The sequence below is a fragment of the Peribacillus sp. NPDC076916 genome (genome assembly GCF_050269675.1).
Lineage (GTDB): Bacteria > Bacillota > Bacilli > Bacillales > DSM-1321 > Peribacillus > Peribacillus aracenensis.
Map to the genome: position 1 here is coordinate 347,726 of NZ_JBNNIU010000004.1, position 22,971 is coordinate 370,696.

The 22,971-nt window shown below is 39.0% G+C and carries 15 protein-coding genes and 1 pseudogene; 7 read left to right on the plus strand and 9 right to left on the minus strand.

What is annotated here, in order from left to right:
- Window positions 1-8 precede the first annotated feature (8 nt).
- Window positions 9-752 (minus strand): WecB/TagA/CpsF family glycosyltransferase, encoded by a 744-nt coding sequence (locus tag ACQKFG_RS15470; RefSeq protein ID WP_427560389.1) that lies wholly within the window; start codon window positions 750-752, stop codon window positions 9-11.
- A gap of 111 nt (window positions 753-863) precedes the next feature.
- Here ACQKFG_RS15470 and ACQKFG_RS15475 point away from each other — a divergent pair, with 111 nt between their 5' ends.
- From ACQKFG_RS15475 to ACQKFG_RS15485, 3 genes are read left to right on the plus strand one after another with little or no spacing between them, the layout of a single operon-like run.
- Entirely contained in the window at window positions 864-2,294 is a 1,431-nt protein-coding gene (locus ACQKFG_RS15475; RefSeq protein WP_427560392.1) for an O-antigen ligase family protein, read from the plus strand.
- A 4-nt stretch (window positions 2,295-2,298) separates the two neighbouring features.
- Window positions 2,299-3,825 (plus strand): murein biosynthesis integral membrane protein MurJ, encoded by a 1,527-nt coding sequence (gene murJ, locus ACQKFG_RS15480; RefSeq protein WP_427560395.1) that lies wholly within the window; start codon window positions 2,299-2,301, stop codon window positions 3,823-3,825.
- Window positions 3,826-3,849: 24 nt separating this feature from the next.
- Window positions 3,850-5,016, plus strand: a complete 1,167-nt coding sequence (locus tag ACQKFG_RS15485; protein ID WP_427560398.1) for a glycosyltransferase family 4 protein — start codon at window positions 3,850-3,852, stop codon at window positions 5,014-5,016.
- Between the two features lie 37 nt (window positions 5,017-5,053).
- On the opposite strand, the gene tagH is transcribed toward ACQKFG_RS15485, so the two are convergent.
- From tagH to ACQKFG_RS15510, 5 genes and pseudogenes are all read right to left on the minus strand, one after another.
- Complete coding sequence (gene tagH, locus ACQKFG_RS15490) at window positions 5,054-5,851, minus strand: teichoic acids export ABC transporter ATP-binding subunit TagH (RefSeq protein ID WP_192207194.1); 798 nt, start codon at window positions 5,849-5,851, stop codon at window positions 5,054-5,056.
- Window positions 5,852-5,868: 17 nt separating this feature from the next.
- On the minus strand, window positions 5,869-6,666 hold the full coding sequence (locus tag ACQKFG_RS15495) for an ABC transporter permease (RefSeq protein WP_260286795.1): 798 nt from the start codon (window positions 6,664-6,666) through the stop codon (window positions 5,869-5,871).
- A 3-nt stretch (window positions 6,667-6,669) separates the two neighbouring features.
- Window positions 6,670-7,875: pseudogene (locus ACQKFG_RS15500) on the minus strand (CDP-glycerol glycerophosphotransferase family protein); the annotation flags it as partial.
- Window positions 7,876-8,014: 139 nt separating this feature from the next.
- Complete coding sequence (locus ACQKFG_RS15505) at window positions 8,015-9,553, minus strand: glycosyltransferase family 2 protein (protein ID WP_427560402.1); 1,539 nt, start codon at window positions 9,551-9,553, stop codon at window positions 8,015-8,017.
- 102 nt (window positions 9,554-9,655) lie between these two features.
- Window positions 9,656-12,985, minus strand: coding sequence for a CDP-glycerol glycerophosphotransferase family protein (locus tag ACQKFG_RS15510; RefSeq protein ID WP_427560405.1), 3,330 nt, complete (start codon window positions 12,983-12,985; stop codon window positions 9,656-9,658).
- Between the two features lie 873 nt (window positions 12,986-13,858).
- Between ACQKFG_RS15510 and tagD the strand changes: the two genes are divergently transcribed.
- From tagD to ACQKFG_RS15530, 4 genes are all read left to right on the plus strand, one after another.
- A complete protein-coding gene (tagD, locus tag ACQKFG_RS15515) occupies window positions 13,859-14,257 on the plus strand; it encodes a glycerol-3-phosphate cytidylyltransferase (protein ID WP_057278149.1) in 399 nt (132 codons plus the stop codon).
- Window positions 14,250-15,413 (plus strand): CDP-glycerol glycerophosphotransferase family protein, encoded by a 1,164-nt coding sequence (locus ACQKFG_RS15520; protein WP_349728700.1) that lies wholly within the window; start codon window positions 14,250-14,252, stop codon window positions 15,411-15,413. Before tagD ends, ACQKFG_RS15520 begins: the two co-directional genes overlap by 8 nt.
- A gap of 275 nt (window positions 15,414-15,688) precedes the next feature.
- On the plus strand, window positions 15,689-16,723 hold the full coding sequence (locus ACQKFG_RS15525; protein ID WP_192207206.1) for a LysM peptidoglycan-binding domain-containing protein: 1,035 nt from the start codon (window positions 15,689-15,691) through the stop codon (window positions 16,721-16,723).
- A gap of 288 nt (window positions 16,724-17,011) precedes the next feature.
- On the plus strand, window positions 17,012-17,938 hold the full coding sequence (locus ACQKFG_RS15530) for an LCP family protein (protein WP_192207208.1): 927 nt from the start codon (window positions 17,012-17,014) through the stop codon (window positions 17,936-17,938).
- A 20-nt stretch (window positions 17,939-17,958) separates the two neighbouring features.
- Here the strand turns inward: ACQKFG_RS15530 and ACQKFG_RS15535 are convergent, their stop codons facing one another.
- The 3 genes from ACQKFG_RS15535 to secA all read right to left on the minus strand — a co-directional run bounded on the left by ACQKFG_RS15535 (window position 17,959) and on the right by secA (window position 22,832).
- Window positions 17,959-19,746, minus strand: coding sequence for an LTA synthase family protein (locus ACQKFG_RS15535; RefSeq protein ID WP_427560411.1), 1,788 nt, complete (start codon window positions 19,744-19,746; stop codon window positions 17,959-17,961).
- A gap of 249 nt (window positions 19,747-19,995) precedes the next feature.
- Window positions 19,996-20,457 (minus strand): SLAP domain-containing protein, encoded by a 462-nt coding sequence (locus ACQKFG_RS15540; RefSeq protein WP_342614815.1) that lies wholly within the window; start codon window positions 20,455-20,457, stop codon window positions 19,996-19,998.
- Complete coding sequence (secA, locus tag ACQKFG_RS15545; RefSeq protein WP_427560415.1) at window positions 20,454-22,832, minus strand: preprotein translocase subunit SecA; 2,379 nt, start codon at window positions 22,830-22,832, stop codon at window positions 20,454-20,456. Before secA ends, ACQKFG_RS15540 begins: the two co-directional genes overlap by 4 nt.
- Between the last annotated feature and the right edge of the window lie 139 nt (window positions 22,833-22,971).

Consider the following 22,971-nt stretch of genomic DNA (forward strand, 5'->3'; position numbering starts at 1 on the left):
CCTTATATTCAGGAACGCTGCACCCTTCTCCTTAACCGCTTAACCTTCAAAACGAATCTTGGCAGCGCAAGCATCCGTTTCCAGCGCGAGGGTTGCTGGATCAGTCGGTACAACCATTCAAGACGCATCTTTTGCCAGATAACCGGGGCGCGGTTCACCTTTCCCGCAAGGACATCAAAGCTTCCCCCAACTCCCATGAATAACCCCTTATTGAATAGCCCATAGTGCTTGGAAACCCATTTTTCCTGCCTAGGGAATCCTAATGCAGTCAAAATGATGTCAGGTTCAAGATCCGCTATCGACTTAGGCAGGGCATCATCCTTTATATCAATGTAACCATGGTTGTATCCCACCAACTCGAGACCCGGATATGATTCTTTTACTTTCAGGGCCGCCGCTTCAATCACGCTTTCCTCTGCTCCAAGCAGGTATACCTTCAGCGCTTTTTCATCAGCGACCCGAAATAATTCATTCATCAAATCGAATCCAGTAATCCGTTCTTGTAAAGGTTGATTTAGCCATTTAGAGGCCATAATAATACCAACGCCATCCGGAGTGATGTAATCAGCCGATATAATGATGTCTTTATAATCCTGATGTTCATTCGCATACTCAACTATTTCCGGATTTGCCGTAACGATAAACGTTTTTTCCTGATTCATCAATCTTGGATAGATCATTCCATTCATGAATTCGTCCATATTGCTATCAATGAATGGTATGGATAGTATCTCAACAAACTTTTCTGTCATTTCACTTCAGCCTTTCATATGTACTATACATCTAAAGGGTGGGGTATTATTCAAGAAATTTTTTCATACACATCATAGAACGTGATTTTTGATTCAAAGGTGGTTAATCAATTGAAGTTTATAGAGAAGCAATCGTTATCCATTCTATTACTGTGCCTGCTCGTCCCATCGGCAGTTCCTCACCCTATCGCCGGTTACATGGCAACGGCGCTGATGCTCTTTTTTATCGGTATAAATAAAAAAAACCTGTTATTAATTCTATTCATTTATTTCCCTGCCCGTCCCTTATTGATGGAACTGAATAGCGGCTTAACCTATACAGGTGACCTGATCATTCTCACCTTATTCATTTCTTTGCTTATTGAAAGATTCAAAAAGAACGAATGGCAATTTTCGAAATATCATTTTACTGCGCCATATTGGTTGTTTTGTTTAATTGGTGCCGGGGCTGCACTCATAACAGGAGTGGGAATCCTCCCCATCCTATTTGAACTCCGTGCATTGCTTATTACATTCTTGCTTCTTTACATTATCGGTGAATTAAATCTAGAAAGAAAGGATATCTTTCGCTTTTTAAAGGTAATCCTAATATTTACAGTCTTACTTTGCCTGCATGGCATCGTGGAGAAAATCTTTTCACGTACGGTCCTGCTTCCCCATGCATGGGAAATGTGGAATCTTTCTCCTATAAACAGGATGAGGATTTATGGAGCACCTGCCAATCCTAATGTATTTGCCTTATACTTAAGCATCCAGTTATTCCTTAGTTTCTTTCTATTTCAGTCGCTGAAAAAATATAAATGGATCGTCTTCCTGGCAGCCATCCTGTTTTCCGGAACATTATTGCTTACCTATTCACGGGGCACGATGATAGCATTTGGGTTCTCGGCGCTTGTCTTTATGATCTGGACTAGAAATAAACCATTTCTCAAATATGCTGTAGGAGCACTTTGTCTCGGCCTGCTTCTTATTTATTACCCAGTTTTATTTGCATCAAGTAAAGTGGAGGTATCCGCATCGATTCCCATGGAAAATGTGGTAATTGGCAGCACCCCCTCTCCTGAACACGAACATGCCCTCTCCAATCGCTTTTCAGAGATGTTCTCTGATAAAACTCTGCACCAAAGCACGGAATGGGGCCGGTTATATGTCCTAATCAAAGGAATTGAAATTTTCACAGATCACCCGATAATCGGTACCGGGCTAGGAACCTTCGGAGATTCTGCCACACTTTCCTATTCCTCACCAATCTATCAGGATTACCAAATTGGTGAAAGGATGTATACCGATAATCAATATATCCAGATTCTGGTCCAAACTGGCGTACTGGGATTTCTTGCATTCCTTGCATTCATCTTTTTCACCTGCCGTAAAATCCTAGAATCGGGAAATGGCACTTTAGCAGCGTTTACCATCTGCCTGATGTTGGCCGCATTATTAGCAGGACTTTTCTACAATATTCTCGAAGATAAAACGTTTACGCTGATATTTTACAGTTGTTTGGGAATCTGTTTACAGAAGGACATCATTTTAAAGGATTGAAAATATGCCTACTCTTTCACATGTCATTAAATCGGTCGGGCTCGTCACCATTATTGCAGCCATTGGAAAAGTCCTCGGTTTCGGTCGGGAATCGATCATAGCCGCCTATTTCGGGGCATCATCATTGGCAGATGTTTTTTTCGTGGCAAGCCTCATACCAACCATTCTTTTTACGGCTCTCGGCAGCGGTCTTCAGGCCGGCGTTATCCCGATTTACTTGGAAAAGAAAGCAGACAATCCGGTGAAAGCTGATGAATTCATCAGTGTTTTAGGCTCTTTCTTTATGCTGGTAGCCGGAGTCCTGACCATTGCCTGCATGATTTTCATAAAGCCGCTCGTCATGTTGACAGCCCCGGGTTTCTCTGAGTCTGAGCTTGCCCTGACGGAGTCACTTACCCGGATCATGCTGCCAAGTTTACTATTTTTCACGCTTTCATACATGGCGACGGGAGTCCTGAATGCGAATAAGCGTTTTATTCTGCCGGCACTCACTTCAACTGCACAAAACACGGTCATTATAGCAGCCACTGTATTGTTCGCTGCTCCGTTTGGGATTGAAGGATTGGCTTGGGGCTTTTTATTCGGTGCAGCAAGCCAGTTCCTTATTCAATACCCATCATTGAAGAAATACGGAATCCGGCCCATCGTCGCTTTCCTGCCCCATAAAAGGCAGATCGTTCAAACACTGTACACCTTTTATCCAATCATCATCGCCGCTTTGGCGATCCAGTTGAATAGTGTCGTCGATCGGATTATTGCGACTTCGCTCGAAACAGGGAGCGTATCGGCACTGAACTATGCGAATCGCCTGCTGTGGCTGCCATTAAGCATTGTCCTCACGCCTCTGATTACCGTATTGTATCCTTCAATCGTCGAGCGTGCACTTATAAGCTATCGATCTTTCCTTAATTTGACCTTAAAGGGAGTGAAGTCGCTATTATTTTTGGCGATTCCTTTCATGGTCGTCATGTTAATCAGTGGAAACAGCTTAATCACTCTGGCTTTCCAGCGCGGGGCCTTCGATGCTTCAGCAACCGAGGTGACTTATAGGGCATTCATCTTTTATTCAGCTTACCTCCCGTTCTTTGCACTGCGGGATTATCTGATGAACGCTTTCTACGCCTTGAAGAAAACGAAAGTGGCTATGTATTCCTGCCTGGTTGCCGTATTACTTAACGTCCTGCTCAGCTGGGTCCTATCACGTTATCTCGGCGTCGGCGGAATCGCTTTAGCATCTGGCATTTCCATGCTCCTGCAATCTCTCTACCTTTTCGGCTACCTATGGCTAAAGACAGAAAGAACGGACAAGGCCGCTTTCACGGATGTTTTTCAGGAAAGCAGCAAGCTTGCCATCATCGGAATCATCATTTACGGACTCGCTCTCTGGATCCATCCGTTAACCATGACGTTACCCATCATCATGGAATTAGTGATCATCTCGCTGATCGTATTCGGATTATATCTCGCATTATCCATTCTTTTTAAAGTAAGCAGCCTGCAAGCGGTGAAAAGGATCAGGCCATCCAAGTAATACATTAGAAGAAGGAGTGCCATTATGAACATTTTAATCACGACCATTTTCAACTACCCTCATGAAGGAGGGCTATCGAGCCATATCACTACGTTAAAAAAGGGTTTAATGTCGCGGGGCCATGATGTGGACATATTATCTTTCTCTCAATTGCCACCTTTCAAGAGGAAGATGCTCGCCCAGGCTCCAGGATTTTTATTAAATAAAGTAAAACAGGGGAGCGGCCAGCTTTTCAATGACCGGCAACGCCAAAAATTATTGGCTTCATCTATTAAAGCCTTGAAAAAGAACTATGATGTCATTAATGCACAAGACATTTTCGCAACGCTCGCCTCCATCGAATCCGGGATACCAACGGTGCAAACCGTCCATGGGTATTATTCATTCGAGGCAGTCAGCAGGGGCGCCCTTCTTCCGGATAGTGAAGAAGATTTGATCATTCGGGAGCTGGAAAGGAAAGCTTATCAGTCAGCTGCAAAAGTGGTGACGGTCGATCGAAGGATCAAAGACTATATAAATCATTTGGCACATATAGAGGCGGATACGATCAAGAACTTCATTGACGTATCTGCTTTCAAACCGGAAATGGCAAAGCGGGAGCAAACCCGCCGGGACTTTCAAATACCCCTACATAAAAAGATGATTTTCGTTCCGAGAAGAATGACGGAAAAGAACGGTGTCATCTACCCGCTCCTTGCTCTGCCGGAGGTGCTGGAAAATCATCATGAAACGGTATTGGTCTATGCAGGTACAGGGGAACAGCGAAGCCGGCTTGAGGAAACGGCAGCCAAGCTCAAAATTTCAGATTCCGTACTTTTCCTGGGCTCAGTGCCATTCGAGAAAATGCATAATCTCTATGAAACATCAGACATCGTACTCATCCCTAGCGTTCATTCCCACGGGGTGGAAGAAGCGACTTCCATTTCTGCATTGGAAGCGATGAGTTGCCGCTCACCCGTGATTGCAAGCGCAATCGGAGGTTTAAAGGAAATTCTCATTGATGGTGAAGATGGTCTGTTAGTGGAGGAAAAAAATAAGGAAGCACTGGCACAAGCCATCTCCATTCTGCTTAAAGACGTTGAATATGCAACAAAGTTAGCTGCGAAAGCAAGATATAAAATGGAAAGCGAATACTCCCACCTTTCAGCTGCCGAGCGATTTGAGAAAGCTTATGATGAAGTGCTCAACTAAAAAAAGCAGACCCGAACCCCGGGTCTGCTTTTCACTTTCATACCATTGCGGAACTACGCCTTTTCATTTGTTCTTCACGGTATTTTTTCTGCTCTTGTTTAGACATGGCGTTATATTCTTTTAAGAATGCTTCATATTGCGGCATTACTTCGTTCATGGCACCGTATGCCTTTAACTCTCCATATTCAAGCCATAAAGCCTTTTGGCAAAATTTCTTCATCTGACCGATTGAATGGCTGACAAAGAACATCGTTTTGCCTTTTTCCTTAAATTCGTTCATTTTCTCCAAACACTTTTCAGCAAAGTTTTTATCCCCGACTGATAAGGCTTCATCAATAATCAGGATATCTGGATCGATATGCACGGAAATGGAAAAACCAAGCCTGGATTTCATGCCGCTTGAGTAGGATTTCACCGGTTGGTCAATGAACTTGCCAAGCTCTGAAAACTCGATGATCTCGGGCTCAAGTTCTTTGATCTGATTTTTGTCGAATCCGAGCATCAGCATTTTCAGTTCGATATTTTCTCTGCCCGTCAACTGGTTATTCAGTCCCGATGCAACGGCAATCAAAGCTGTTTTCCCGTTAGTTTGGACATTTCCGTCCGTTGGCGGGATAATGCCTGCAATAATATTGGACAATGTGGATTTCCCTGATCCGTTGACCCCGACAAATCCTATTACATCGCCCTTTTCAGCTTCAAAACTTACATTCCTCAGAGCAAAATACTCTTCCCCATAGCTTTTGGGCAAAAGGAGATCCAATAATTTTTCCGAGTTTTTATTATATAATTTATATTTTTTCGTTATATCTTTGACTATTACCGATTTTTCCAACTTTTCTCACTTCCAGTTTACTTAAAGTCAACAAAGCGATCTCTAAACCTGACATGCAGCGAGGAGCCTATCAAAAACAAGATGATAACGACTGCCCAGAAATAAAGCGTATATTCCCAATGCTCTATTAGATACCATGATTCCCCCAACAATGATGCTCGATACCCCTCCACAATATAATATAGGGGATTCAGCTTCATGATGTTGACTATGACAGGATGGTCCTTAGCATCCATTACCCAAAGGATTGGTGTTAAATAAAACAAGACTTTCATTAAGGACACGATTATATTATGAACGTCACGAATGATGGTTGATAATGTTGAAGAGATTAACCCAAACGAAAATAACAGCAAGACCGTCGCAACAATATAATACGGCAGCTGCAAGATATAGACTGTTGGGAGGTATCCAGTAAAACCTAATAGGATGATGATGACTCCCAGCAGCATTAAATGCTGATACAACTTGGCAAAGATGACATACGATGGGATGACACTCATCGGAAAGCTCATCTTGGATACCATATTCAGTCGGGAAAAGACGGATTTGGACGTTTGAGTTATTGAAGGATTCACAAAAAACCAGACAACGATCCCTGCCATAAGCCATGGAAGGAAATTTTCACCGCGATTTAAGATTATAAATCCGAATACAAACCAATAAATCGCAATCTGTATCATTGGATTGATGATTTCCCATAGGATTCCCAGGTAGTTATTGCTGTTGGCACTTTTCACTTCATAAACAGATAAACGCCTTACCAAATAAAAACTATTGATTTGTTCTTTTAAAACGGTCAAAGCTGAACTCATAAATTACACAGACCTTCCTAAAAACACTTTTTCTACGACACGGCGTGAAGCCTGGCCATCCTCGAGTGCACAAAACCGCTCGTGAAAATGATTGATATCATTGGTATTTTTGTATTTCACCGTCTTGATACTATCAATGACCGCATCAGATGTTTTGACTAACAAACCAGGTGCATTCTTTTCAAAGTCAAAGTAAAACCCGCGAAGCTTGTCCCTGTAATTTTCAATATCATATACATAGAAAAGCATTGGACGCTGTAAATTTGCGTAATCAAAGAATACGGATGAATAATCAGTTATTAATAAATCTGAAATAAGATACAAATGGCTGATATCCTCGTAACCGGATAAATCATAGGCGAATCCATGATACGCCGATAAATCCAAATTCTCTGAAACCAAGTAATGAAGACGGAGCAAAATGACATACTCCTCCCCCAATTCCCGTTTCATTCGATCCAGATCCAGCTTTATTTCAAACTTATATTTTCCCTTGCTATAGAACTCATCGTCCCTCCAAGTCGGGGCATATAAAACGATCCTTTTCTCTATTGGTATACCCAACTTCTGTTTCAATGAGTCGATTGTATCACGATTATCCCCATTGTAAAGTATATCATTACGAGGATAACCAGTTTCCAGAATTTTGGAAGTATCGACATTGAAGGCCCTGGCAAAAATTTCACTGGAATAAGCATTCGGTGAAATTAAATAATCCCATTTACTTGATTCGGCATGGAAATTTTCTTTATATTTATCCGTCGTTGTTCCAGGCATATGAACTTCATTCATATCCGCCGCAAGTTTCTTTAATGGAGTACCATGCCACGTTTGCAAATAGATCGTGTGCTTCGGCTTGGGAATCCAAAGCGGGAGCCTGCTGTTCGTTACCCAATAATGGGCCCTTGTCATTTTGAGCAGCCAACTAAATGAAAAACGATTGAGATATGGGATGCCTGCCTCTTCGAAATGAGCTGTATATCTTTTATCCACGCTCCAATACATTTTATATTCAGGATGGTGACTCTGCAAGTATTCATAAATCGCCCGGGGATTGCAGCTATACTGCTTGCCCAAAAAGCTTTCGAAAATAACAAGCTTCCGGTCCACCGGCAATACTGTGCCCGCCATTGCAAAAGCCATTTTATATCCTCTTAAAAAAATTGCTTTAGCCTTATTTTTAACTTGCGATAGAAAGGAAGGTCTCTTTGAGGTTTGTACTTTTTCATTTGACATATCCGATCTCCCTTTTTATTGATTAATGATAATGGAACCATGCTAATAAATCGAATGAAAAATAAGCTCGCCCAATAGAAGGGAGAGCTTATTTTTGGTGTACTCCTAACAGCTACTCCAAAGACTTTATTGCCAGTCCCAAATTATTTGCCACTGTTGTATAAAACTCCACATTTTTCTTATTATACGTCATCTTATTTTTCAGGATCCTTTTAATATTCACCAATTGATAATCATTGTAGCGAATGAACACCGTAAATAACGACTTTTCCATTTTATCAATTTCATCTAATGAAACAGTGAAATGGCCTCTATTACCTTCTATTTGAACTCCGCAATTGATTTCATTGTCAATTCTTGTCCTATCACGTATCAATACAGAATCTATGTTGTCTATATCATCACCATAAATCTCAAAACTTTGGTGGTAGACATTATCCATAATATATGAATCCAGTGCACGGGCAAGCATCGGTATCCTGACAAAGCGATATTCGTCTTTCAGAAATGGAAGTTCATAATAAGGTAAACCATCTTTTATATGATATTTTTTATTGGAATCTCGCTTTAACCATTCAAACAACTTTATGAAATCGTCAATACGATTCTCCATGAATAATTCAAGTGCCACTTTATAAATAGGTACTTTGAATTCATTCTTGAAGTCATATGATAAGTTTTTCGCAGTTTCGACAGCTTCCCCTAATTGTTCAATAAAATCCTCTTTATTCTTGGATTTCACAAAGGTTTGACTGTCGAACGATTTTACAATGTCGTACTCATAAATCCGGTTAAGAGCCACCTTTTTCAATTCAACGGCCATATCCTTGGATTGAATATACTTTATTATGTCAACATCGGCTTTTCTTTTTTCTAACATATTCGTTACACGTGTTAAAGAAGATGAGTTCTCCGAAGTCCTATTGACATAATAAATAGGTTTTTTAGTAGTTGATACAGCTCTAACTTTAAAGAAAACATCAGTAAAAAACCATTTATCTTCACCGAATTTCATATTCGGAAAACCAATTTCATTTTCTTTAACCATATGCAGATTCATCATCCTGGCCGTTGGACCCATATGATAAAAAAAGTGCGGTACATCCATCGGGGTGATGCTTCTTCTTTCTTTAATGGAGGCAAACTCCCCGATCACACTCTCTGACTCAGATTCGACTTTTACCGTTTTGCCCACTACATAATCATCACCGGTTTCCTCCAGGATGTTATAGAGGCTTTCCAGTCCATCATGGGCAAGCCAGTCATCCGCGTCTAAAAATGTGATATATTTGGATGTCCCCAATTCTATTCCTATGTTCCTCGGGGTCCCAGGTGACCCATTGTTTTCTTGAAGGGTAACGGAACAGATATTTTTATATTTAGCCGTATACTCTTGAATGATTTTATTGGTACCATCAGTCGAACAATCATCAATGATGATATATTCAATCTGATCTATGCCCATGGTTTGATTGATCACTGATTCGATCGTTTTCCTGATGAATTTTTCAGCATTGTATGCTGCAGTGACTACCGTGACTTTTTTTCCTTTTCCTAAAAATTTATTTCTTAAGCTTACAGGGCTGTTTTTAAATTGAATATTACCGCTCTTTAAAAGTTCCCTCGCTTTTTGACGTACCAAGAAATTCATACGATTCCTCTCTCCTTTTATGTCTAGAGGTAACATAGACGTTTCGACTTGGGCAGCCAAATTCACCAGTTACTTAAGCAACAATACCCTTTATTAAAGGAATCAATCATTAAAAAATTTATCCACGATTCTCTGTGTAGCTTTACCGTCTTCTATTCCACAATACTTCTCTCTAAATAAACCATATCTCTCATTATATTGCATGTTTATTTTATCAATATTGGTAATAGTTTCAATAATATCCTCGGTTGTTTTTAAAAATGGACCAGGTGCTTCCTTTTCAAAATCCATATAGAATCCACGGATGTTATCTCTATAATCTTCCAGATCATACGTGTAATACAAAATCGGCCGAGCGGTATTAGCGAAATCGAACATTACTGAAGAATAATCCGTAATCAATATATCGGAAATCAGGTAAAGTTCCTGAATATCTGAATAATTGGATACGTTTATCACAAAATCCTCAAATTCGCTCGGGATGCTGAGATTATTACTGATAACAACATGCATCCTTAATAACAGGATATATTCATCCCCTAGTTCTTCCTTCATTCTTTCCAAATCAAATTTCAGCTCGAAAATAAATTTATTGTTTTTCGATGTTTGATTATCCCGGAATGTAGGAGCATATAAGATGACTTTTTTTCCTTTTGGTATCTTCAGTTTTTCCATCACCGACTTGGCGATTATTGAAGAATCTTCCCTGTAAAACAAATCATTTCTTGGATACCCCGTTTCCAATATTTCGCCTTCATATTTGAAAGCACTTCTGAAGGCCGTGGATGCGTATGGACTTGGGGATATTAAATAATCCCAAGTTCTCGTTGCACCATGCACTCGATTTAAGTACCCATCGTCTCTTCCTTGAATATTGTCTATATCAAATAGCATTTTTTTCAAAGGGGTACCATGCCAAGTCTGAATATAAGTCGTTTCCTTCCTTTTGCTTAAATAGGTAGGGAAGTTTTGATTATTTATCCAATAGCCTGCTTTGGCTAAATAATAATAGTATTCCGGACTTAAGCGTTTTATCAGCTTCGTATTCTTTCCTTTTATCGGTAAATTACCATTATACACCCAAACTTTTTTATATTTATTATCCCTTTTGACCAGTTCTTCATAGATATACTTGGGGCTATCGGCGAATTGCTTCCCTATCCCACTTTCAAAAAGAATAAGGTTCCGGTCAACCGGGATAACCCTGGACATGATTTTATAAACTTTTTTCATGACAGGGAAATATTTATCACTTTTCCTAAACCGATTCAAAATGAGTTTGGATATCGGGTGGTTATATAATTTAGTTAGTGAATTTTGATCTTTTTCTGCATTTTGAATCACTTCGAATATCCTTGAATTAGAATGGACATCGCGATATTTAATAAAACGGTTGGCCTTGTCCATATACTTCTTCTTCATGACAAAATCAGTATTGGCATATTCAGCTAATACACCCAATAATTCATCCAATTCATTCACGATTTCACCAGGAAGATCGTTATCCAAATCCAAATGTGACGGTCTTTTCCCTATGAAATGATCTCTATCAAATTGATAGTAGATAACCGGTTTATGCAGAAAACTAAAGTCAAAAGCAACACTTGAATAGTCCGTGATCATAATCGCACTTTCCTTGATTAATCTTTGGACATCCACTTCGCCCTGACTAATTACCCTAACTGGGGCATCCTTAAAATAGGATGTGAATTTCTGCATATTAGGGTGAAGGCAAAAAATGATTTCAAACCCATCTTTTTTAGATAAATCATGTAATACCGGGTGATTCACTAATTTCTGATACCTTTCAAAATACTCGCTTTCCAAAAATATTTCATCAGAAGTAATCCAATCTCTCCATGTTGGAATGATCAATAATTGTCTCTTTGTTGAAACATCATCCTTAAACAGCGAGTCGAACCTCGAAAGTCCCGTCGCGAATACTTCTTTTTCGTTGTAACCAAAATCAGTTACAATCATATCCTTTTCAAAGTCTGAACTTACCAGAAAAACATCCGTACTAAAACCGGAGACTGCATTTTTCCCGTAGTTTGCCACCATATTCTTAGTGCCCATAACACCATGTTGAAGAAAAACCTTAACTCCCTTGACACGATTTTTAAATTCGGATGTCCTCAAAGGATATAAATAATCCGGGTGATGTGATGAAATGATACGTGTCGATTCCATCGTCTTTTTAATATGATCCTTTGACTTGAAATAAAGTACATTTCCAAAGGGCTCGACGTTCTTGGCTTCCACGGAATTTTCCTCTATTACATAATACACTTCTTTTTCCGGATGATTTTCCCTCATATATTTAAAAAAGTGATATCCGGTATCCTGGGCTTTATACGTTCTTTCCCCAACTAGCCAGACATCCTTTTTCTTTTTAAATAAAGTCAGGAATCTCCTCCATCCCATCATCCTTTTTAGATACCGATAACTTTCTGTAGTGAAGTTAAACACTTCCAAAGATAAATTGGATGCTTTAAAGGTATAGTAAGGATTGACGATAGCCACTCCATCATTCGAGCTGACATCGGTCTCTTTAGTAAATAATTTAGTTCTGGTGGTTGGTCTTCCGACGCGAACCATTTTCGGCTCTTCCTGATCATGTAAATGTAGTCTCATGTAAATGTCATATACATCATCTTCCAATTCCGCACTGACTAATTGTTCTAGATCCAATCTCAAATCATATATATAACGATTAAGTCCATATTTCTTAATATTCATTTCCTCATTATGAATAAAAGATATATTTGCGTGATATTCTTTAGAACTTTGCCTTCCTTTTACAAGGCCCTCACCTTTTATGATTCTTGAATGCTTGGTGAAAATTTGACCATTAATTTGCATGGTTTTCGACTTATTTTTAATTTTTTCAATTTGAGACTTAATCGAAATTTTAGGGACCGTATTGAAGTAAAGAGATAAATTCCCTTTATTCGTTATAGAAAATATACTTTGTTTATCTTCATATTTGTAGATACTCAAATTGTTCGCGTGCGTTTCCTGGAAACGCCCGAGACGAATTGGATATTCGATATGAACCTGTTCGTTCACTTCTACATATTCGGCTTTATGTTCGATACTAAGTATCGTTTTTTTGCTCAGTCTTTCAACCGGAACGGAAACCTTTATGTAACAGTCATAAACAGTCGGTTCAACATCTTCTAATTTCCGCATTAAATCTTTCATATCTACTTTAAACTCAAATTTAGATGTGCTCACTGATTCAGCTATTTTTATTTTTTGATCTTCATTATCCCTAGAATATAGCCATAGTTCTTTTGCGCAATAATATTCTATTGAAAATTGCCCTTTTATCAACAGTTTATTTTCCTCTTGCACAATGGTCAGAACTTGTTTCAGCTTAATTTTAGGAGCTTTTTTTGCTTTCCCTTTTCCAAGAAGCTTTTTAATCATTTTAGACCACCTATAACAAATTATTATTTAAATAAAAATGAATCATTCATTGTACTTTAAAATCATAAACTTTTTTCGGTTTTTCCTCAATATCATTAAACAGACAGGTGTTCGTCCATAAATTACCTCTAATTCCTCAGATAAACAAAAAAGACAATATTGGTTAGTTCGAGACTGAAAATGAACATACTAAAACTAAAAACATTTCGTAACTATGCTCGTTCTTCCATGTTGCCAGAATGGAAAGGGAATAGCAAAAACATGTTTCTAATTGCAAAGAAGTCTTCTAAACATCAAAGTGAACGCTTTCAAAACAGCCAACTGTTATACTTGCACTTCTATTAAATGTGAAGCGATAGCGATAGATTGATGGCCTATACTTGCCCCCTCCCGCCGTTTCACATTCACCATTAACAAGGATTTATGATGCTCCACTAGTTGTTCTCTCCTAAACGTGTTAAAATTGTGAATGGCTTATTCTGATTGCAGCAAGATGAAATTTTCTTATCATATCGTTCATTTTAAGAACAAATACCATTCAGTATAAACCATGCATTTCTATAGATACTTTATTATGCCCTACAGAGTAAGACAAATTAGTCAACATTTTATTTTAGCTTAAAAATTAATATTTACAATAATCATCAATGTAAAAAATTGTGGTTTATTTGTAAAAAAATTGTGGTTTATTTGTAAAGCTATTAAGTTATAATTAATTAGAGAATGCCATTGCCTAATAAAATATAGGAATAAAACAAGCAGAATTGAAATGCTAGCTGCCTGTTTCATTGTTCCATTTCATATTCCAATAGACCAAATATATATATGATTTTGATTGAATAACAGTTTAAGAGTCTTTAAGGAGGAATACAAATGAAGAAAGTAATCACTTACGGAACCTTTGATTTGCTTCATTGGGGCCATATCAATCTATTAAAACGCGCTAAAGATTTAGGAGATTATCTGATTGTTGCCATTTCGACGGATGAATTCAATGCTTTAAAAGATAAAAAAGCTTATCATAGCTTTGAAAACAGAAAAATGATCCTTGAATCAATCCGTTATGTGGATGAAGTTATACCGGAAGACAATTGGGAACAAAAGAGGGAAGACATCGTTCGTGAAGGTGTAGATATTTTTGTAATGGGTGATGACTGGAAAGGCCAATTCGATGAATTATCCGAAGTTTGTGAAGTGGTCTACCTTCCAAGGACAATCGGCATTTCGACTTCCCAAATTAAAGATGACCTTTTACAAGTTACTAATGGCTAAAGAATTCGCGATAGGGATTTATCTTTTTTGTTTCAAAGTTTTATTCTCTATCTTTAAGCTTTTCCCTTTACATGACAAAACGACCTTTGTCACATCATTCGGGGACAATTGCCAATATATCGCAGATGAAATGGACAAGCAGGACATTTCCGTTCAAAAAGTTTTTTTAATGAAATCAAGCAGTTCTATACAAGTTAGGGACGATGGGGAAACCATCGTCCTTCCGTTTGAATCAAAAAATATCATTGCCATGATCCGGTCGATTTATCATCTGGCTACATCAAAATGGATCATCATCGATAATTATTTTGGCTTTCTTTCAGCCATTGCATTCAAAAAGCAAGTGACATGTGTTCAAGTGTGGCATGCGGCAGGTGCCGTTAAGCAATTCGGGGCTAAGGACCCTTCCATTCAAAACCGTTCAGCCGGTGCAAGGAAAAGATTTTTAGAGGTATATAAAAAATTTGATTATGTTACGGCAGGTTCAGAAATAATGGCAGGGATTTATCAGGAAAGCTTTCAACTGCCGGCATCCCATATTCTAAGGACTGGAATACCTCGGACCGACTTCTTCTTTAATGATGAATCAAAAAGAACTGCCCGTAATGCTTTACTGGCCAAGTATCCGGAACTTGAGCATAAGAAAATCATGTTATATGCCCCTACATTTCGTAATGACGGCTTGAACGACGGAGAGATTGCACTTGATTTGGAATTGCTCTTCAAGGAACTTCAGGATGAAAATTATGCGTTATTACTGAAACTGCATCCAGCTGTAAAAGCAGAGCATGATTTACAAGAGAAATTCCCGGGATTCATTTACCCTGTAATTAGTGAATTTCACGTTAATCAACTGCTGATCAGTACGGATCTTTTAATTACCGATTACTCATCGATACCATTTGAATTCTCTTTTTTGGGAAGACCCATGATATTCTTTGCATATGACTTAGAAAAGTATGTGCAGGAACGGGGGTTCTGGGAGGACTACTCTTCTTCCATGCCCGGACCCGTGGTATCTACCACAGAAGAGCTCTTAAGGGAAATCCGTACCGCCGATCATTCATTAATGAAGATCGCTTCCTTTAACCAAAAATGGAATGAATACTCCACGGGAAATTCAAGCAGGGATTTAGTTGATTTCCTTTTTAAATAAAACCACCCACTTCGAAAACGAAGTGGGTTTTCATTTTTTTCATGCATACCTTAAAAACAGGTATAGTTTTACAGCAAATGACAAACGAAAACACAAAAATCCAAAATGTGAAAAAAGACTCACAATATAGAAAATATTGTAGATTACAATACTCAACCTCCACCAATATAAACCAGTAAAATAATACTATTTTCCCCATGTAACAAAAATGTAATATGTTTATTCCCAAATAATTTGTTAGAATAGGGAAAAAGACATATTTGAGGTGGAAAACCGTGAAAAAAAGTGTTGTCGCATTTTCGACATTAGCCATTTTATCTTCGACTTTTGTTTCTCCTGCCCTTGCCGGTACATATACAGTTAAAAGCGGTGATAACTTAAGTAAAATCGCCCAGAAGCATAATACGACGGTAAAAGACTTAAAACAGCTTAATAACTTAAAATCAGACTTTTTGAGAATCAATCAGAAATTAATTACACCCAACTCCACAACAACATCAAATGCTTCTTCTGTTTCCGTGAAAAAAACAAATAAAACCACATATACCATTGTTTCAGGTGATACCTTAACAAGGATAGCAAACAAGCATAACCTTACACTTGCTGAATTGATGAAAATGAATAACTTAAAATCCGATAGAATTTATGCAGGCGCCAAACTTATCGTATCTAAATCAACCACCACCACCACCATTGATTTACCAGGCAGCTCCAAACCATCCAATGTGACACAGACCCCAGCCAATTCGTCTATATACATAGTGGTAAAAGGTGATACCCTTTCTAAGATTTCCAAGGAAACTAACTTGTCTGTAGCCCAGCTTAAATCAATCAACTCGTTAAAGTCCGATCTAATCAGAGTGGGTCAAAAACTAAAATTAAGTAAATCGGCAAGCACTGCAGATAATAACGATGTTGGAAAAGTGGAAGCACCAAGTTCGGGGAACAAAGTGGCCAAGCTCGTTTCCGAAGCAAAGAAGTTAATTGGTACACCTTATTCGTGGGCGGGTGCCTCCCCATCAGGTTTCGATTGCAGCGGATTTATTTACTATACGTTCAAGAAAGCTGGGTATGATATTCCGAGGCTTTCATCTTCCACATATTATGATATGGGTAAAAAAGTTACTTCACCGAAAGCCGGCGATCTTATCTTCTTTGCAACTGGTTCCAATAAATCAGTGGTAAACCATATGGGAATCTACTTGGGCGGCGGGGAATTCATTCATGCCTCATCAAGTAAGGGAGTAACAATCAGTGCCACTTCAAACTCTTATTTCAAAAGTAAATTCATCGGTTATAGAAGTTTATAAGATTTTCTTGCCAGACTTTCCTCTTAAAGTCTGGCAATTTCATGCAAAAGTATCATAGTTTATCTATCTCTGGACTATAGAATTTACAAAACATTCGAACGATTTGCCAACGAAGGAATTCGGTTTCTCTAGAATCCTTCGTTTTTTTGGATGAAAAAAGGTAAATATGCACTCTAAGTACAAAAAGAAACTATTCTATTTTTGACAAAAAAAAGGTATAGTTAAAAATACCGACTAGGTACTTTTTCACACCTTCCATTTTTGGAATGGTTAAGGGAGGAATATTAGATGAGATCCGAACATAAAAAAAAGAAAAAGAAACGCAAAACGTTTAAAATAATCGGCTTCACCCTTCTTATCCTTTTCATTGGCGCAGGTATTTATGGCGCTTCCGTTTATCAATCATTGGCCGGTGCAATCAGCACCATGCAGGGTACAGCCCATAAAACGGATAAGCGAGTAGAGGACATCAAGTTCAAAAACAAAGATCCATTTTCATTACTAATTCTTGGTGTGGATGAAAGAAAGAATGACTCAGGTCGATCAGATACGATGATTGTCATGACGGTTAATCCTAAAAAGGAATCGATTGAGTTATTGAGTTTACCGAGAGATACCCGTACGGAGATCATCGGTAAAGGTACAACCGATAAAATGAACCATGCCTATGCATATGGCGGAATTGCCATGTCTATAAATACAGTGGAAGCCTATTTGGATATTCCGATTGATTATTACGTCAAAATGAATATGGAAGGCTTTCAGGATATTGTGAATTCTGTTGGTGGTGTCACAGTCGATAATGATATGGACCTTGCCTATAAAGGATATACCTTCAACAAAGGCACAATCGACTTAAATGGTAAAGAGGCCTTGATTTATTCCCGGATCCGTAAAGAAGATCCCCGCGGGGATTATGGACGGCAAATGCGGCAACGCCAAGTTATCCAAGCTGTCATGAAAAAAGGGGCAAGCCTTTCAACTCTTACCAATTATGACGATATATTCGAAGCTCTAGGTAAAAACGTGGAAACTAATTTAAGTTTCAATGAAATGTTAAGTATCCAAAATAACTACAAATCATCCCTTAAAAATATTGAACAATATACACTTGAAGGTGACAATCAACGGGTAAACGGCATTTGGTACAATATCGTTCCAGAAGAAACAAAACTAGAAGCCCAAAATCGTGTGAAAGCACATCTGGGATTATAATGGATGGAGGATGGCTTTTATCAGTCATCCTCTTTTTTTACCTTTTTCCCAATTGTTTTAAAGTAATCTGAACGTATCACTTGATCACTCAGTTCGATCTCCTTTTGGTCTTCAGATGAAAAACCATCGGCCTTGCCTTCCCCATTTATTTTCATTTGAGAACCATAATCCCCTTTCAATATCAAAGCATCGCCTTCATCGCCATTCAGCATGCTCTCTCCAAAGTACGAAGAACTCTTAATATTGAACAGATCATATAGAGTTGGCAGAATATCGATTTGGCCCGCTACCTTATCAATCGTTCTTCCTTCCATACCCTCCTGATAAATGATCACGGGAATGGGCATATATTTTTCAATCCACTCTTCATCGCTAATTTTACTGCCGTAATACGCTTCCACCTCGTGTTTATCTTTTAAAAATAGGCCATCATGATCTCCGTATATGACAATCACGCTGTCTTTCATTTTCCCGTCATCCTTCAACTTCTTTATGAGATCCCCGATGGCTGAATCTGTATAATGAATCGCTTCAAAATATTTGGTCAGGTAACTGTTCTCTTTTCCTGCTTCAGGCTTCAATGTTATCTGTTCTTCCGGCAGTGAAAAAGGTACATGGCTGGTCAAAGTAACGAAAAAGGCGTAATAGGGATTTCGTTTATCTTTTAAGAAATCATAGCTTTGATTGAAGAAACTGCGGTCTCCCAAGCCCATCGAAATCATCTCATCCTGCTGCATATCCTCTATGGAAAGATAGTCATCAAACCCTAACGAGGGATATGCATGCTGCCTATTCCAAAAGTCTTCTTCATCTCCGTGGAAAGCAAAACTTTGATAATCCGACTTCTTTAATTCCTTAGCAAGACCTGGAAAATCATTATAAGGGAATCGAAAAAAGGTCGCACCTTGCTTTAAAGGAAATAGACCGGTATTCACAATAAGTTCTCCGTCAGATGAATTTCCAAATACCGTCTGTGGATATACATTCGGGAAGTACAATCCCCCTTTCGCCAGTTCATTCATGAATGGCGTGACCTCCTGCCCGGCACTGCTTTGAAATAGCGGAAACGACTGCAAAGATTCCACCTGGATGATAATCAGATTCTTCCCCTCCAAGGATCCGGAATGGACATTCTCCTTTCTTTTCTTATGATTGAAGTAATCAGAGACGGCCTTCTTATCTTCCGAGGACATTCCATGCCTTCCCGAGTCAATAAAATAGGCATATGTATCTAATGCGTGATGACCGATAGGACCCCAGTTTCGCAAGAAGGTATTCGCCTCATAACGCCGGGTTATATCCACTTTGTCGAAAAAGATATTCTTGACCGGCTTTAATCCTGCTATCATCAGGAATATTACGGCCGGCACTAGTGCCATATGCTTGAGGGGGTATTTTTTCTTTACAAATGATTCAGCAATTGGGATGCCTACCAGAAGAAAGATTGCATCCTTCATTTCCATCATACTGAATATACTTTCACCTAGCCCATTCAGATTGCTTTTTTGCATCCACATATAGGAAGTTAAAGGTGTCGAATAATAACGATAAAACCAGATGTCCCCAAGGAAAAAGACCATGATCGAAAGAAGGAAAACTGAAAAAATGATGCCCTTTACGATTCGGTTCGTTATCCATTCCTTCAAATAAACAATAAAACCGGCAACACCGATGATTATCGTAATGATTCCAATAGAAAGATCGTTACCCATCCTATCATTCGTATAAGTGAAAAGTATGGCCACGATTGAAAATGACAATATCTCAAATAGCCTCTCCTTCAATCGTTGATTCAGGTTATTATTCATGCTCCTGCCACTTTCCTCTTCATTATTTCCAAGCCTTAGTACTGCCTGATTGCGGAAGATTACTTATAAATATTACTTAGCGTTGCCATTTATGAGAAATTGCACACAGAAAACAGCATAAATATTTGGCACTAATGACTTCCCTAATAAACAAAAGGCCTTCATCACTAAAAGGATGAGGGCTGGGCTTTGCTTTGGCACTCCGGCAAAAAAGCTACAGATTGCCGCTAGATTCATACTGTTGTTTTCCTACTTTCCATTCCATTCAAAAGCAATCTTCCAACCTTCATCAGGAATCGATTCCGCCAACATATCTTCTTCCTCGAATAAGAAACGCCATGGCATGCTTGAGAGTGCTGGAATCTCACCAAGCTCTGTAAGATCGAATGTCTTTTTTGCGAGGAATTTTCCATCTCCATCAACTAACAGTAAATCCACGATATCAAACCTGACAGCTTTCTCTATTGAATTTCGCAGAAAAGCCACTATGATTACATCATCTTCCACCCTGGTCAGCTTGATGCCTGATATTGAAATTTGGTTCGGTTTTAATGCAGGCAGCCTTTTATGGTGGAATTTATATACATATTCCTCTTGCTTGGAAATTTCCCACCCGTTGTGAAACACCAGGGCAGTATGAATGGTGTCATCCTGATTTAACAACTCATGTACATCTGAAGCTGCATTATCCCTTTTTCCAAATAAACTCATCGTTCCTCACCCTCCAAGGCAGCTGCATCTTCCTGATTGCTTTTCATATATTCCATAAAACGGATGCTTATCTCCGACTCTATTTTACTTAATAGAAGGTCGAATTGACTGAGAGCCGCTTTTTCAAACAGTGTATATGGGTCCTGCTGACCATATCCGCTTAAACCAATGCCTTCCTTCAGACTGTTCATTTCATCTAAATGGTTCATCCAATTTGTATCAATATGCTGCAGCATGAAAGCACGCAACTGGTTTCCCCATTCTGCATCATTTTGAAAGGCCATCAGCCTCGATTCCAATTCACCTAAAGCATCCAACGCTTTTCCTTCAATTTGACCATCTGGATCCTGAAAATCACTTGCCTGCCAACCTAACGACAGGAAAACATGGGAAAGCTCTTCAATATAGGCAGAGGAAACAGGTTCAACCATATGTTCAGGATAATATTTCACTGTGAGCCGAGTAATGTATTTTTCGATATATTCAAGTAAAATGGCCGGCATCCTTCCAAGGTCCATTTCAAGTATCCGATCTCTCATTGCATAGATGATTTTACTCTGCTCATTTAATGAATGTTCTAACTTCAATAGATGGTAACGGCTTGATTGATGCATCTGCTCTACCGTTTCCTGAACCATTTTAACGAATTTATCAGGTGCAGGGCTTAGCACCAATCCATTTTCATCCGTTTTGATTTTCTTGATATAACGCCCGATTTCTTCTTCATCATAGTAATCAAACAAATCATCTTCCAAAGAAATGATGAATTGTGTTGAACCAGGATCACCCTGCCGGCCGGAACGCCCTCTTAGCTGCATATCGATCCGGCGGCTTTCGTGTCGCTCCGTACCGATAATATGAAGGCCGCCCAATTCCTTGACATCATTCGCAAGTAATATATCCGTTCCTCTCCCAGCCATGTTCGTAGCCAGCATCACTTGATTTTTTTGCCCGGCATTCGCGATGATTTCCGCTTCATCCGCTTCCGTCTTCGCATTAAGGATTTGATGTTTGATATTGCCCTTCTTTAGTTGAACTGAAATTTTTTCAGATTGCTCAATGGAGGTCGTCCCGATCAGAATAGGTCTGCCTCCATCATGAATCCGTTTTACTTCCGAGACGATTTTGTTGATTTTACTAGTTTCATCTTTATAAATCAAATCAACCTCATCAACTCGAATGATGGGCTCATTAGTTGGAATTTCAATGACCGGGAGCTGATATATTTCCTGGAATTCAGACTTTGATGGCATGGCACTGCCTGTCATCCCAGACATTGAATGATATAATCGAAAATAATTTTGGACGGTAATCATGGCCTGTGTTTCATTCTCTTCGGAAATCTCCAGTCCCTCTTTTGCCTCAATCGCTTGATGAAGCCCATCACTGAAGCTTCTCCCTTCCATCACCCTGCCTGTGAATTTATCGATGATTGCAACTCTTCCATCGATGACAATGTAGTCCGCATCCAATTTCATGATTGCATGAGCTTTTAGCGCCTGTGTAACATTATGTAATAACTCTTGATGTTCCATTCCATACAGATTGTCGATACCAAAGGCCTCTTCAATCTTGGTGGACCCTTGATCCGTAAAATAGGCAGACCTTGACTCGCCGAAAATCTCGTAATCATCATTTTCTAAAAATGTCTTCATGATTTGTGCCGTGATTTGGTGAAGCTCGGTTCCGTCGCTTGCCCTGCCCGCAATGATTAATGGTGTCCTCGCTTCATCAATCAAGATGCTGTCAATCTCATCGACGATGGCAAATCGGTGTCCTCTCTGAACCTTGTCTTCTCTTCGGTAAACCATATTATCACGTAAATAATCAAACCCGAACTCTGTTGCCGTTCCATACGTGATATCTGCGGCATACGCTTCACGTTTTGCGGAAGGCCCCATTTGGGAAATGTTCAAACCAACCGTCAACCCTAGAAATTCATGAATTTGTCCCATTAACTCCATATCACGTCTGGCCAAATATTCATTGGCCGTAATGATATGGACACCATTACCATACAGTGCATGTAAATAGCTAGGCAAAGTAGAGACAAGCGTCTTACCCTCGCCCGTATTCATTTGTGCGATGCCCCTTTCACTCAGGACAAAACCGCCTGCAAGCTGAACATCATGGTGCCTAAGATTCAATACTCGTTTAGAAGCCTCCCTCACGACAGCAAAAGCATCTGCTTGTATATCCAATATATTGTCACCAGCATCCAATACGCTTTTAAATCTATCCTTCATTCCGCTTAATTCCAGATCTGAATAACTTTCATATTTACCCTCTAGCCGATTCACATCTTCTACCAACTTATAAATTCTCTTTAAGTCTTTAGAACCTTCTTTGAAGAACTTTTTCATACTGGATAGCATAGGGTTTTCTCTCCTATTAATTCAATTGAACTTTAGTGAAATTATATCAGTTAAATATTTACTGTTTATTAATTATCACCTTCATATTGTAATTATATAGAAATCCTTTATTTTTTTGAAAGATAAATTACGTAAAAAG

What these genes read in the sequence shown, in the direction of transcription:
- ACQKFG_RS15530 (WP_192207208.1), top strand. Translation starts at nt 17,012, where the DNA reads ATGAGATCCGAACATAAAAAAAAGAAAAAGAAACGCAAAACGTTTAAA.
- murJ (WP_427560395.1), top strand. Translation starts at nt 2,299, where the DNA reads ATGCCTACTCTTTCACATGTCATTAAATCGGTCGGGCTCGTCACCATT.
- ACQKFG_RS15495 (WP_260286795.1), bottom strand. Translation starts at nt 6,666, where the DNA reads ATGAGTTCAGCTTTGACCGTTTTAAAAGAACAAATCAATAGTTTTTAT.
- ACQKFG_RS15470 (WP_427560389.1), bottom strand. Translation starts at nt 752, where the DNA reads ATGACAGAAAAGTTTGTTGAGATACTATCCATACCATTCATTGATAGC.
- ACQKFG_RS15535 (WP_427560411.1), bottom strand. Translation starts at nt 19,746, where the DNA reads ATGAATAATAACCTGAATCAACGATTGAAGGAGAGGCTATTTGAGATA.
- ACQKFG_RS15510 (WP_427560405.1), bottom strand. Translation starts at nt 12,985, where the DNA reads ATGATTAAAAAGCTTCTTGGAAAAGGGAAAGCAAAAAAAGCTCCTAAA.
- ACQKFG_RS15540 (WP_342614815.1), bottom strand. Translation starts at nt 20,457, where the DNA reads ATGAGTTTATTTGGAAAAAGGGATAATGCAGCTTCAGATGTACATGAG.
- secA (WP_427560415.1), bottom strand. Translation starts at nt 22,832, where the DNA reads ATGCTATCCAGTATGAAAAAGTTCTTCAAAGAAGGTTCTAAAGACTTA.
- tagD (WP_057278149.1), top strand. Translation starts at nt 13,859, where the DNA reads ATGAAGAAAGTAATCACTTACGGAACCTTTGATTTGCTTCATTGGGGC.
- ACQKFG_RS15485 (WP_427560398.1), top strand. Translation starts at nt 3,850, where the DNA reads ATGAACATTTTAATCACGACCATTTTCAACTACCCTCATGAAGGAGGG.
- ACQKFG_RS15505 (WP_427560402.1), bottom strand. Translation starts at nt 9,553, where the DNA reads ATGAATTTCTTGGTACGTCAAAAAGCGAGGGAACTTTTAAAGAGCGGT.
- ACQKFG_RS15520 (WP_349728700.1), top strand. Translation starts at nt 14,250, where the DNA reads ATGGCTAAAGAATTCGCGATAGGGATTTATCTTTTTTGTTTCAAAGTT.